This is a genomic window from Pseudoalteromonas spongiae UST010723-006 (assembly GCF_000238255.3).
Classification (GTDB): domain Bacteria; phylum Pseudomonadota; class Gammaproteobacteria; order Enterobacterales; family Alteromonadaceae; genus Pseudoalteromonas; species Pseudoalteromonas spongiae.
In genome coordinates this window covers 2088579-2102597 of the sequence record NZ_CP011039.1, presented here as the reverse complement: position 1 = coordinate 2102597, position 14019 = coordinate 2088579, and the positions used below count along the sequence as shown (strand labels likewise).

7 protein-coding genes and 1 other RNA gene are annotated in these 14019 nt (G+C 42.9%); 6 read left to right on the top strand and 2 right to left on the bottom strand.

Annotation, left to right across the window (positions count from 1 at the left end; translation table 11 throughout):
- Positions 1–10 precede the first annotated feature (10 nt).
- Positions 11–2746 (top strand): TonB-dependent receptor plug domain-containing protein, encoded by a 2736-nt coding sequence (locus PSPO_RS09775; protein WP_010559628.1) that lies wholly within the window; start codon positions 11–13, stop codon positions 2744–2746.
- 107 nt (positions 2747–2853) lie between these two features.
- On the opposite strand, the gene PSPO_RS09770 is transcribed toward PSPO_RS09775, so the two are convergent.
- Entirely contained in the window at positions 2854–8055 is a 5202-nt protein-coding gene (locus tag PSPO_RS09770; RefSeq protein WP_158523442.1) for an ImpA family metalloprotease, read from the bottom strand.
- Between the two features lie 144 nt (positions 8056–8199).
- A non-coding RNA gene (gene ssrS / locus PSPO_RS09765) (6S RNA) lies at positions 8200–8382 on the bottom strand.
- A gap of 176 nt (positions 8383–8558) precedes the next feature.
- Here ssrS and PSPO_RS09760 point away from each other — a divergent pair.
- Genes PSPO_RS09760 through zapE form a run of 5 tightly spaced genes read left to right on the top strand, consistent with a single transcriptional unit; the run spans position 8559 to position 13982 of the window.
- Positions 8559–9119: a UPF0149 family protein gene (locus PSPO_RS09760; protein ID WP_010559630.1), complete on the top strand. Its 561-nt coding sequence runs from the start codon at positions 8559–8561 to the stop codon at positions 9117–9119.
- Positions 9120–9134: 15 nt separating this feature from the next.
- Positions 9135–10454, top strand: a complete 1320-nt coding sequence (pepP, locus tag PSPO_RS09755; protein WP_010559631.1) for a Xaa-Pro aminopeptidase — start codon at positions 9135–9137, stop codon at positions 10452–10454.
- A gap of 16 nt (positions 10455–10470) precedes the next feature.
- Positions 10471–11643 (top strand): 2-octaprenyl-6-methoxyphenyl hydroxylase, encoded by a 1173-nt coding sequence (gene ubiH / locus PSPO_RS09750; RefSeq protein WP_010559632.1) that lies wholly within the window; start codon positions 10471–10473, stop codon positions 11641–11643.
- Positions 11643–12809, top strand: a complete 1167-nt coding sequence (locus tag PSPO_RS09745) for an FAD-dependent monooxygenase (RefSeq protein WP_010559633.1) — start codon at positions 11643–11645, stop codon at positions 12807–12809. Before ubiH ends, PSPO_RS09745 begins: the two co-directional genes overlap by 1 nt.
- A 21-nt stretch (positions 12810–12830) precedes the next feature.
- Complete coding sequence (gene zapE, locus PSPO_RS09740; protein WP_010559634.1) at positions 12831–13982, top strand: cell division protein ZapE; 1152 nt, start codon at positions 12831–12833, stop codon at positions 13980–13982.
- Positions 13983–14019 lie beyond the last annotated feature (37 nt).

The following is a 14019-nucleotide window of genomic DNA, read 5'->3' as shown; positions in this document are numbered from 1 at the left end:
GAGTAAAATAATGAAAACAAATAAATGGGGTTCTCAAACGGGCTTTAAAAAGGCATTACTACCTTTCACGATTTCTTCACTTCTGCTTGGTGCACCAGCACTTATGGCTGCTGAAGAAGATGCAGCAGCAGAACAAGTAGAACGTATTGCAATTACTGGTTCGCGTATTAAACGCGTTGATATGGAAGGGGCGTCACCGGTTATTTCAATTACTGCGGCCGATATGGAATTATCGGGCTTTTCAACAGTAAGTGATGTTTTACGTAACTCAACACTAAACAGTTTTGGCTCATTTGGTGGCGCATCAAACAATGGGTGGAGCTCGCAAGCGCAAGTTGCACTGCGTGGTGCCGATCCCCGTCAAACTTTGGTTTTAATCGATGGCGTTAGACTGACTAAATCACCAGTTACGGGCGGCTCTGCAAACTTAAATATGATCCCAACTGCGGCAATTCAGCGCATTGATATTCTAACTGATGGTGCGTCGGCGGTGTACGGTTCAGATGCCGTAGCGGGTGTAATCAACGTAATTTTAAAACGCGATTATGAAGGCGCTGAGTTTTCAGCAAAACTTGAAACGCCAGATACAATCGATAGCGGCGATTCGCAGCGTTATACGTTTACAGCTGGTGGTTCGTCAGATAAAACATCGTTTGTATTTGCTTGGGAGCACTATAAAGAAGAACAAGTTCTATACGCTGACTTACCTTATGCGAAAGCGCAACTTAAAGAAGAAGGGTTAGACCCACGTTATCTTGATAACTGGCATGGTATTAGTCCAACAGGTCGCGCATTAGAGCAATGGAGCAATGGTTGGGTAACGCAATCACTAAACCAAGAAAATAACTGTGATGTATATAACGGTCAAGGCTCTGGCACATTTATTGGTCCATTAACGCGTTTATCTGATGAAAGCTACTCAATTTGTGGTTACGACTGGACGCAAGCGGCGCAAGTTTTACCAGAAACGCGTCGTGACTCTGTAATGGCTAACTTCACTTATTCATTAACTGAAGATACAAGCATGTTTGTTCGCGGTATGTGGATGAACCAAAATACAGTCGATGTTTCGGCTGGCGACCCTGCATGGTTCCCAGTAGATGACGCATTGCCAGCACGCACAATTACCACATCAGATGGTACAACACTTAACTTAACGCCGGTGGAAGCGGGCGGTTGGTTCGGCTACCGTATGAATTCAGCTGGCGACCGTACTGCAGATCACAATGACAACTCGCTTGATTTAGCAGTTGGTTTTGACGGTAACTTTGGTGATGTTTACTGGGACCTAAGTGCGAACTATGCACGTTACGATGCATTTACTTGGGGCACAAATTACACAAGTACGCCACAGCTTTCAGGTTCAGTAGGTGGTTTTGATGACGACGGTGTATGGCAAGGTTGGGATCCGCGTGACCCTGAATCTCGTCCACCAGCATCAGTATCAGCAAACTTTGATAAGTTCCGCCGTGCAACACAAACAGCCGTTCGCGGTGGTTTACAATTTGATATCGTAGAATTACCGGCAGGTGCATTGTCAACTTATGTTGGTGCATCACATACTCGTGAAACTTACTACAGCAAAATCGATGGTCAGGCTGAAGCGGGCAACGTAAGTGGCGGTAACGGCGGTAGTGGTGGTGTTGGTTCACGTACTGTTTCTGCAGCATTTACTGAGGTGGCTATTCCTGTTATTGAAGGCATGGAAGTGAAACTAGCCGCTCGTTATGACGATTACAGCGACTTTGGTGGCACATTTAATCCACAAGCTAATATTAGCTACCGTCCAATCGATAGTCTATTACTTCGCGCTTCAATAGGTAGTGGTTTCCAAGCACCATTATTAACCGATTTATACAGCGATGTAGTGCGCGGTTATGCTGAAAACGAAGTTGATTTTATTGGCTGTTATCAAGATGGCATTAGTATTGGTGATTGTGAATATCGTACATCTTACTGGGCAAGTTCAGGTGGTAACCCAGACTTAGAGCCAGAAGAATCAGATAACACGAACTTGGGTGTAGTTTGGCAGTTCTCAGACGGTTGGTCACTTTCAGCCGATTACTGGACGCTTGATGTAGAAGGCCGTGTAGATACGATTGACCACGAATTACTGCAAATTATGCAAATTCAAATTTGGGAAACTGAAGGTCAAAACGTACCAATTTCAGCGCGTTTACCGGGTGTTGATATTCTTTACCGTGGTGACAATGTTTCTGAAATTATCAGCCCATTAGCAAACGCTGGTTTACGCGAAAGTGCTGGCCTTGATATGACACTGACAGGTAAGTTTGACTTTGAAGCTGCAGGTGAACTTGATTTTGACCTAAATTGGTCGCACATGGTGGCGTATAAAACCAGCTTTATTAATGAAGAAGGTGGTGTAGAGCTTGGTGAAGACGAACTTGGTGATGTTTACCGTCCACAAGATCGAATCAACGCTAACATCACTTGGTCACTTGGCGATCACGCTGTAAACCTATACTCATACTACATTTCTGCACAAGAAAATGCGTATGTTGATGATAACGGTGAAAAGCAAGTTACCAATGAGCTGGATTCGTTTACTGGTCACAACTTAACGTATACCTACAACGCGCCGTGGGATGCAACTGTGTCAATTGCTGCGTTAAATGTACTTGATGAAGATACGCCACGCGAAACCAGTTCACCGCGTGAACCTGTGTTATCGCTTTATGATGTGCGTGGTCGTGTATTTACGTTGAACTACACACAGCGTTTCTAACATCAACCTAATTATTAACTCTCTTAATTTCCCTGGAGTTAGTTAGCGAAAGCCCAGTTTAATAACTGGGCTTTTTTTGTTGTTGCTGCTGTAAAAGGGTGGAGTGGTTAGTTATGAGGCCATGTTTGTGTGCCATCAACCGGTAATTCAGGTTGATTTAAATTCGAGCAATAACCTGTGCCGTCACTTGTGTAAAATACTTCAGCTAGTTCGTTAAAACCGTTCGATTTTACCTGTGTTTGCGCTTTATCTGATACGGTGAATCCGTACATGGTAAACCACTTGGTTAAATCAAGCTGCGTAATGTGGCTCAATGAAATATACAGCCAATCGTTGCGCGCAATACTGGCAACTTCCGCTCGGGTGTAATTGGCAAAGCCCAAGCCTACTTTTTTACTTTCCCACGCGCTATCTGAATCATCAGCTCGATAAAATTCTCGTTCCCAAATATGCAGACGTGGGTAAACAAACCAGCCGTTATTTAGCGTGTTTTGTGCTTGTGCGGCCATCATAAGCTGCATGTAAATAGCATGATGTTCAGACCAGCTTTTCGTTAAGTTAGCTTGCATATAAGCGACAGGGTCGGCATCAAGTTTACTTTGCTGCAGCGTATTAAATAGCTCTTTAAACGGTAGGCTTTGGCAGCTTGCAGACTCACCTGTTTCATCTTCGTAAACTGATTTACTAAAGTACGAATAAAAGTTTGTATTGGAGTGACCGCCATAGCCTTCAAAACGCATGCTACCACGTTCGATACCATGGCCAAGTTCGTGTAAGTCACCATGACCCGTTGGGCTAAAGTTCCAGCCTGCATCATATGGGTTGCCACTACAACCCCAGCCACAAGTGGGTTGGTCGGCATTCATATGCTTAACAATATCAATGGTATCAACATCTAAACCACGAGCGGTTACAAAGTCGTGTATTTCTGGTTCAACATCAATGCCAGGTCCTTTAAAGCCTGCAAGCACATGCACTAAGTTATGAGTATAGCGAGATGTTGCATTGGCAAAGTCAGATGCCACAGGCCAAATGCTACCAGCTAGCGATGCTTCTAATTTAGTCAGTTTTGAATGCACTTCAAAGCCGGGGGTTGCAATTTCTGCCCAGTCATAATCGCCGCTTGCCATACGCTCTGCAAAAATGGCGTCGTCAGCTTTATTGCGCCAGTGCGGGTGACGACCAATGTGGGTAAAGCTAAAGCTCACATCCATATCTTTTTTATTAAATGCGATTTGAATTGGCCCACCATAACTTGAAGTAAGGGTAACTGATTCGTTGGGTTTTACTTCAATTTTTTGTGTTTGCAGTAGATAAGGTCGGTTGTATTTATTTTCATTAAATATATGCGTTGCGCCGGTACGCAGCGTATTAATAAATACATGGGTTGATACATCTTGGTTGTCGGTACGTGTCACGGTAAAGCTTTGCCCAGGAATAGCGTACACCCCAGCAGAGCGAAAGTACGGTTTTGCCGTTAGCGTAACTGAAGCATGCTCTGGGGTAATGTGACTGAAATCAGAGCGACTAAAGTTACCCATATCTGGCTGAATAGGGTTGATATCTCGTACATTGTAAACCGCGTAATCGGCATACAAAGATTTAAAAAATGAGGTAGTGTCCGTCGCGATTTTATCCATCGGGAAACTAACCGTTTGACGATAATGATCAGCCAGCAAAATCAGCAGTTTATTTAAACGATAGTCAGCACTTGTAAAAATATTACGTTTTTCACTATCAAACCTGTTAAACATTGCTTTGACGGCATCGGCACCGGCAAAAAATTCGCTCTGAGTATTTGATTCTGTAGGGCAGCTGCGCGTTTCACAATTTGATAAATCGACATTAAAGTTACCCGCTTTAAAATTATTTAGCAGGGTATTTATTGCTACCATATCGCTTGGCAAGGTATTAAATACTGTACTTGGATTAAAGTCGTCCAAGTAAAGCTTCCACCAATAGTTATCATTTTGATGGCTAATATTTAGCAGTTGTAATAACTTACGGCCATGATCGCCTATACCACCATCATACTGGATGTATATTACAGGGATATCTTGTTCAAGTGCCGAGCTAACCGCATCTAAAACGGCTTGTTTGTCATCACCATCACGCACCATACGAGAAATAATAACTACATCGGGCTTAGCGGCAATACACTGAGCCAGTTTAGTGCCATCGCAATCACCTGCTAGGTTGTAAGAAACATTACTGTAGTTATTATCAAGCCACGCGCGCGTTAAACTGCGGTCTCTAAACCAGTAGCTTTCATCAAGCTGAGTTAGCACCACATTAAATTGGTTTTTAGTGGTTGTGGATGTTTGTGTAAGCCAATCAAATGCATTGGTCATAAAGGTTAGCATTTGATCGTTTACCGTGTTTCTAAATGGGTTGCCACCATATGCGAGGTATCTGCCTGTGTTTTCAGTTTTACTGCCGGCAATGGCGATAGGCAATATTCTATCTGGCCCGCCAGATTGATTTGAGTTGGTGGTGTAAAGCACAGTATCGTTAAACGGGTATTGGCCTTGTAAAATCGCAGCGTCATGCGTTGGGTCCCAATCAATCGCGGTTAGCACGCCACCTTGCGCATTTTGTTTAAACAATTGTGATTTAATCGAGTTAAAACGCGCCTTATGTGACGATAACTCGTTAATCGCAGCATTTAAGATGGTATCACTTTCCTTAACAACTAAGGCATTACCGGTTTCAATGGCAATTGTCAGCCAGCTCTTTTCAACTTCTAAAGTGAGTGATTGAGTATTACTTTCTTTACCGTCAGATAAGCTAAACGTTAACTGCTGTGAGCCAACACTGTCACCATTCGCACTGCCCGTAAGCGTCTTAGTATTTTGATTAAACGAAAGCCAAGTTGGTAAATTAACCGGGGTAATAGTGATTGTATCGTTATCATCGTCTTTAACGTTTAGCGCTAGGCTAAATGGCTCAGCCGCTCGTGTTTTAGCTGTTGTAGTGAGCAGTACAGGCAGATTGTTAATTGCTTCAACGGTTATCTCAATAGTGAGTGTAGCTTCGGCCTTACCGTCAGATACGCTAATTGCAATATTAGAATACGTTGCCACGTTATCCTTAGTTGGCGTACCAAATAGGCGACCCGTTTTATTATCAAAACTTAGCCAATTTGGTAAGTTTTTCACACTAAAGTTAAGACTATCCCCATCGCTATCTTTCACCGTTGGAATAAATTCGTAAGCAGTGTTTACTACCGCATTCGAAGGCGAGCCTGAAATTTCAGGTGGGTTATTGGTAATTGGTGCAGCATCCACGGTAATGCTCACCGCCAAACTTGCAGTATCTTTGCCGTCATTAACGGTAATTGCAATATCGTTATAGGTACCAACGCTTTGTTCATGCGGCGTTCCGTATATCTCACCCGTAATAGTATTAAACGCAGCCCAACTTGGCAGATTACTTACACTAAAGCGTAAAGTGTCACCATCGGCATCACTTGCGGTTGGAATAAATGAGTAAGGATAGTTAGCTTGTGCAGTAGTTGGTGTGCCCGAAATTTCCGGTGGGTTATTGGTAATTGGCGCAGCATCCACGGTAATGCTCACGGTCAAACTTGCAGTATCTTTGCCGTCATTAACTGTAATTACAATATCGTTATAGGTACCAACATTTTGTTCATGCGGCGTTCCGTAGATTTCACCCGTTAATGTATTAAACGCAGCCCAACTTGGCAGATTACTTACACTAAAGCGTAAAGTGTCACCATCAGCATCACTTGCGGTTGGAATAAACGAGTAAGCAGAGTTAGCTTGTGCATTCGTAGGTGTACCTGAAATTTCAGGTGGGTTATTGGTAATTGGTGCAGCATCCACGGTAATGCTCACCGTCAAACTTGCAGTATCTTTGCCGTCATTAACGGTAATTGCAATATCGTTATAGGTACCAACGCTTTGTTCATGCGGCGTTCCGTAGATTTCACCTGTTATAGTATTAAACGCAGCCCAACTTGGTAGATTACTTACACTAAAGCGTAAAGTGTCACCATCAGCATCACTTGCGGTTGGAATAAACGAGTAAGGATAATTAGCTTGTGCAGTAGTCGGTGTGCCCGAAATCACCGGTGCAGTATTAGTAGGTTCGGTCGCTAATACAGTAATCGAAAAGGTTAGTTTGCTTTGTAGCTTGCCGTCACTTACAGTTAGGTTGATGTTATTGTGTTGTCCAACATTGTCGCCTGATGGGGTGCCACTAAAAGTGGTGTTTGACTCATCAAACGAAAGCCATGTTGGAAGGTTATTAACCTTAAATGAGAGTGTATCATTTTCTTTATCGGTAACAGAAAGTACAAATGTATATGCTTTGTTTTCATATGCGTTTGGCGGCGTGCCTGAAATTTCAGGCGCTGTATTAGGCTCGCTATTATCTGATACTGTGATATCAAACATACCACTCACGCTGTATTCACCGTCAGAAATTGTGATTTTTATATCTTTATAGACACCTAAGTCACTTATTTCGGGTGTACCTGTTATTTCGCCGGTAACATTGTCAAAGCTGAGCCAACTCGGTGCATTGTTGATTGCCATAGCGAGCGTATCATTTTGCGCATCGCTGATAATAGGCGTATAAGAAAACGCGCTATCAACAATGGCTGTTTGGTCACTGACTTTGATACTTGGTGGCGTATTCAAGCCTGTGTTGCTTTGTACTTTAATATCAAAACTAAAAGCGACTTGGTTAACACCATCATGCACATTGAGTACTACATTTCGATGAGTGCCAACATCCTGCAAATTAGGCGTGCCGCTTAACCTAGCTGTTTGCAGGTCAAACTCAGCCCAAGTTGGTGCATTTTCAATTGTAAAGGTAAGAACGTCGTTTTCTTTATCGTAAATGGTAGGAGTAAAACTAAATGCTTTACCAGCATAAGCACTTGGGATCTGACCTGACACAACAGGCGCTGTATTGGTTTCTTGCGAGTCAATGACTTGAAGGCTGTATGTATAAGTTGATGAGCCTTTGCCATCCGATGCAATCAATTCGAATGTAGTACTTCCTAAATCCGTCACGGTTGGTGTGCCTGTGAGTATGTTATTAGAAAGCGTCAACCAACTGGGCAAATTGTTCGCACTTATTGAAACAAGGTCGTTGTCTTTATCTGTAACAGTTGGTTTAAACTCGAACATTTTGCCAACAAAGGCATTGTCTGGCTCGCCAGTTAATGTAGGAGGAGTGTTGAGTACTATTTGCGTATTCTCTTCGCTGCTATCGCCACCACCACAGCCCGATAATGTAAGAGATGCAACAGCAAGAAAGATTGCACTGATGTTTTTCATTGTTATTGTTGTTAATTTTGCATTTAAGTTGAGTTTTAACTCTAACATTTGTGCAATAACAGAGGTATAACCAAAAAGTTGGTTTTTTAAGCTATGAATCAAAAAGTTAGCTTAAGGTAGAAAGGGAAATCATAAAGCAAGGAAGGTGTTCCCAAAAGTGCGGTATCAGGTGTCAGCCCTTGAACCCTAAGGCTCAAGGCGGAGCGCAGTTAGTTACCGTAGGCTTCTCGGTACATGCCGAGCTTGCGCAATAGCAATCTGAACTGGGTTCCTAAGAAAAGTTTATCGGCTCAGGGACGTAACCTTTCTCCAACACTCGAGGGAACACCTTTATTATAAGAAATATTGCCGAGATAACTAGTGCTAATCTAAGATTGTTTGATCAAGTGCAGCAAAAGTATTCAAATTGTGTGTGTTTTCAACACTGTTGTCTAAAACAATGGCGTGAATAGGGCGTCAGTGTTAGCATTATCATTGAACTACAGCAACTCAAATAGCGCGTTATGTCACAAGATTATCAAGCAACTCAAGTTACTCTCGAACAAAATGAACTGTTTATTATGCCAAGCGAAGTACACGGCGTTATTACCGGCTTACTTGCTTGCGGCATTGATATTGAAGATAAAGAATACCTAACAATTTTAAGCGATGTGTTTAATGACGGCATTGCATTTTCTGGCGATCTGAAAAAGTTATTAGTGGGCTTTTATAGCCAAATTCGCAGCACGCTAGACAATCGAGAACTGCAATTTGAGTTGTACCTGCCAGACGAAGATGAATCGCTACATGACAGAGCAAACGCTTTAGTATCATGGGTGTCAGGTTTTCTACTGGGTTTTGGCTTAAAACAAAAAGACTACGGCAAGTTATCCGCAGAGGTAAAAGAAGTTATTCACGACTTTACCGAGATTAACCAAATGGATACAACCTTTGATGAAAGCGAAGAAGATAAACAAGCGTTTCACGAAGTAGTTGAATATGTGCGTATTTCGGTGCATTTATGTTTTGCTGAACTCGGTAAAATTGAACAGCAAAACGCCGCGGTTAACACCACCATTCACTAAGCCGTAGGAAGTAATATGACACACCCACTTTCAATTTCAGTTGAAGAAGTAAATGCGCGTCGCAGTAAATTACTTGATGCAATGGCAGATAACTCAGTTGCGATTATTCCTGCCGCTGTTGAAATAACCCGTAGTCGTGATACTGAATTTGCGTTTCGCCAAGACAGTGATTTTTTCTATTTAACGCAATTTCCAGAGCCTGACGCAGTGCTCGTACTGGTAAAAGGCGAAACGGCAGAGTCGCACTTATTTTGTCGCGAGAAAGATAAATTAGCAGAGATTTGGTGTGGCCGTCGTATCGGTGCTGAAAAAGCAAAACAAGACTACGGTTTTGATAATGCATTCACATTAGCAGAACTTGACGACAGCTTGATTGATTTAGTGTCTGGTAAACAAACACTTTATTACGCACAAGGCACTTACAAAGAATTCGATGACAAAGTATGGTCGCTGTTAAGCACATTACGCGGTGCGCCAAAGCGTGGCTGGAAAGCACCAACGGTGATTAGTGATATTCGCAGCACTTTGCATGAAATGCGTCTGTTTAAATCAGATGCTGAGCTTGCAATTATGGCTAAAGCAGGGGAAATCAGTGCACAAGGCCATATTCGTGCAATGCAATTTGCTAAAGCCGGAGCGACCGAATATCAATTAGAAGCTGAACTTCATCACCATTATGCAATGAATGGTGCGCGCCACCCAGCGTATGGCACTATTGTTGGCGGCGGCGATAACGCTAATATTTTACACTACACCGAAAACAGCGATGTACTCAATGATGGCGATTTAGTGCTGATTGATTCTGGTTGTGAGCTAAATGGCTATGCAGCAGATATTACCCGTACCTTCCCAGTAAATGGCAAGTATAGTGACGCGCAGCGTGAAGTATATGACTTAGTCTTAAAAGCGCAGCTAGCGGCACTTGAAATGGTAAAACCAGGCAATACCCTAAAACAAACTGCTGATGTTGTGGTGCGTATTTTAACGCAAGGATTAGTTGATTTAGGTATTTTAAACGGCGATATCGACAGCCTGATTGCAAACGAAAAATACAAAGATTACTACATGCATGGCTTAGGCCATTGGTTAGGGTTAGATGTACACGATGTTGGTGAATATAAATTAGACGATCAAGACCGTCCATTTGCGCCAGGCATGGTACTGACGATTGAACCGGGGTTATATATTGCTAACGATAGCGACGCACCAGAGAAGTACCGCGGTATTGGTATTCGCATTGAAGATGATGTGGTCGTTACAGAACAAGGTCATCAAAATCTTACTGCAAGTGTGCCAAAAGAAATTGACGAAATTGAAGCAATAATGGCTCAGTAATCTCAGGTATAAAGCTATGTTCGATATTGTAATTGTAGGCGGTGGTTTAACTGGTGCGTGCGCAGCCCTTAGCTTAAAGTTGCGCAACCCAAAGTTAACTATCGCCGTGATAGAAGCGTTTGTTGCAACTGATGAAAGTCAACCAAGCTTTGACGACCGCAGTATTGCATTGGCAAGTGAGTCATTTAAATATTTATCGGCACTTAATTTGTTAGATGCCAATAATGACTTTACTGCGGCAATAAACGATGTATTAGTATCTGATCGCGGCCATTTTGGTAAAACCCAAATATCGAGCGCAGAATATCAAGTACCAGCGCTTGGTTATGTGGTTGAGGTAAGACCATGGGGCCAACAATTACATAAAAAGATGGCATCACAAGGTATAGAATTGTACTGCCCAGATAAGGTGAGTACTTACCAACAGCACGTGAGCAGAGTTGACCTCACGCTTGAATCAGGCGCTGAGATTACCGCCAAATTGATGCTGGTGGCAGATGGCGCGCATTCTAAAACATTGGCGCCATTGCACATTCAAACCGAAACCCTTGATTATGATCAAGTGGCACTGATCGCCAATATTGAGGTGGCAGACGGTCACCACAATAAAGCATTTGAACGTTTTACAGAAACAGGCCCAATGGCACTATTACCAATGACGAAAAATCGTTTTTCATTGGTGTGGTGTGTTAAACCTGAACAGCAAGAGACTTTATTAGCACTGCCAGACGACGAATTTATAGCACAATTACAGACATCATTTGGCTATCGAGCGGGACTTTTCACCAAAGTGGGTATGCGTGCAGCGTATCCTCTTAAAGTGGGTAAGCCGGAGCGTTTAATGCATCATCGTGTTGCGATTTTAGGCAATGCTGCTCATCTTGTTCACCCTATTGCCGGTCAAGGCTTTAACCTTGGTTTGCGCGATGTGATATTACTTGAAAAGCTCGTGACTGACGCACTTGCAGCAAAACAAGATATTGGCGATGTAAGTTTGCTTAATCGATACCAAGTTGAGCGAAATCAAGATGTTGACACTGTGTTGTGGTTAACTGATGCTCTCGTTAGAGGATTTTCTAATGATAACCGTGCGTTTGCATTAACGCGCAGTCTTGTTTTAACCGCTATGGCCAAGTGTAAACGTGTAAAAGCGCCACTAGCAAAACAACTGATGGGGAATGTAGGTTAGTGAAACAGGTTCAAGCAATTGTTGTTGGTGGTGGCTGCATTGGGTTAAGCGTAGCGCTAGGCTTAGCTAATCTTGGTAAAAAGGTGTTATTGATTGATGCAGGCAAGCCAGCTCAGGTAGATAGCGAGGAGTTTGCTTTACGAGTCAGCGCGATTAGTAAAGCAAGCCAAGCACTTTTTGAAAAACTAGGGATCTGGCAGGGCATTCAAGCCCAGCGCTTAGCTGCTTACACCAATATGGATGTACGTGATAAAGATTCAATTGGTCGCATTCACTTTGCCAGTAACGAACTCGATTTATCTGAGCTTGGTCATATTGTCGAAAACGAAGTGATCCGTCAGGCGCTGATTGCTCAATGTGAAAAAAACGACAATTTAGAAATTTTGTTCGAAACACCGTATAGCAGCATTCATCAAACCGATGAACAAGTATTGGTTACCCTTGCTTCTGGTGAGCCGGTTATGGCAGAGCTATTAATTGCGTGCGATGGCGCAAATTCAGCAATTCGCAGCCAATTTAAAATGCCAATTACGTTTTGGGATTATGACCATCACGCAATAGTGGCAACCGTTAAAAGCCAAGTTCCACACGTAAATACAGCGCGCCAAGTGTTTTTACCTACAGGCCCGCTCGCATTCTTGCCATTACCTGAGCAAAATACCCACTCAATTGTGTGGTCTACTTCGCCGGAACATGCCAAACAACTATTGGCAATGGAAGAGGGCGAATTTAATAAAGCACTTACTGCTGCATTTGATAGTGAACTAGGTTTATGTCGTGTAAATAGCCAACGACTGAGTTTCCCACTTAAAATGCGCTATGCAAGAAAGTGGGTCGAAAATCGCGTGATTTTAATGGGGGATGCGGCGCATACCATTCACCCGCTAGCTGGCCTTGGCATGAATTTGGGCTTAAAAGATGTAGCAAAATTACTACAGTTAGTTGCAGATGAACAAAGTAGTGTATTTGCCAGTGGCAAACTATTGCGTCAATACGAAATGGCACGAAAAGCCGATGCACAAACGCATATTGCAATGATGCAAGGTTTAAAAGAGCTGTTTGAAGGCAGCAACCCAGTTAAAAAGCTGATCCGTGGCATTGGTTTAAATGTGGTTGATGCCGCTAAACCAATAAAGCACTTGTTTGCTGAAAAAGCACTGCAATAACGTCTCCTAGTTTGGCGCATAATGCGCCAAATCTTTGCACTTATGTCTATCTCTCAAACAGCCATCGGACCTCTCGATACATACAATAACGCGTTAGCTAATGGTTTTAAACATGATGCGGCGCAAGCGGTTGCTGTCGCTGCGCTGCAAGATTGTTATTTAGCTTTGGAAAATAAGCGAAAAGCCGTAACAGGCGTTTATTTATACGGCCCTGTAGGCCGTGGTAAAACCTGGTTGATGGACAGCTTTTTCAACGCGTTAACCGTGCCTGCAAAGCGTCAGCATTTTCATCACTTTATGCGCTGGGTACATCAACGCTTATTTCAATTAACCGGTCGTGAAAACCCGCTTAATGTGCTTGCAAGTGAACTGGCAAGTGAAGTTGATGTACTGTGTTTTGATGAGTTTTTTGTTAGCGATATTGGCGATGCAATTTTATTAAGTGGTTTGGTACAGGCGTTTTTTGACCAAGGTTTAGTGCTGGTTGTCACCTCTAATCAGCACCCTAATGCGCTTTACGAAAATGGTTTTAATCGTGAAAGGCTGCTTCCTGCCATTAATGCGTTAAAACAACATATGCAAGTGTTAAGTGTTGATGGTGGACAAGATCATCGCTTACACCCAGGTGAACAATTTTGTCGCTATTGGGTCAATCAAGCAAGCGCATTAGAAACGAGTTTTACCAATACGTTTTTAGCACTGGACCAGCAGCAAATGATAACCACACCGTTTGAGTTAGGTCACCTGCAAATTCCAATACATAAGCGCAGCGAGCAATTGCTTTTGTGTGATTACAGTGCGTTATGCGAGCAACCATTAGCGGCAGTAGATTTTATTGCTTTATGTGATTCGTTTAAGGTCATATTTTTAGACAAGGTACCGCAACTTTCATGTCAGTCGGTTACTAAGCAAATAGCGCGGGGCACGGAAGATGGTGCGGTGCGCGTTGCTGCTGGCGATCGTGAATTGCCAATGCTGTCGCGAAAAGACGATGGCGTGCGCCGCTTTATCGCGTTAGTTGATGAGTGCTATGACCGTTCAATTCCACTTTACATTAATGCCGATGTGCCTTTAGATGAACTATATACGCAAGGCATTTTGGCGTTTGCATTTAGGCGTACACTAAGTCGTTTGAATGAAATGCAGCTTGCGCGTTTTCAGTACAAAGCTTAAGCAAAATACTGTGTAAACAAAGTATTATTGAAAATTC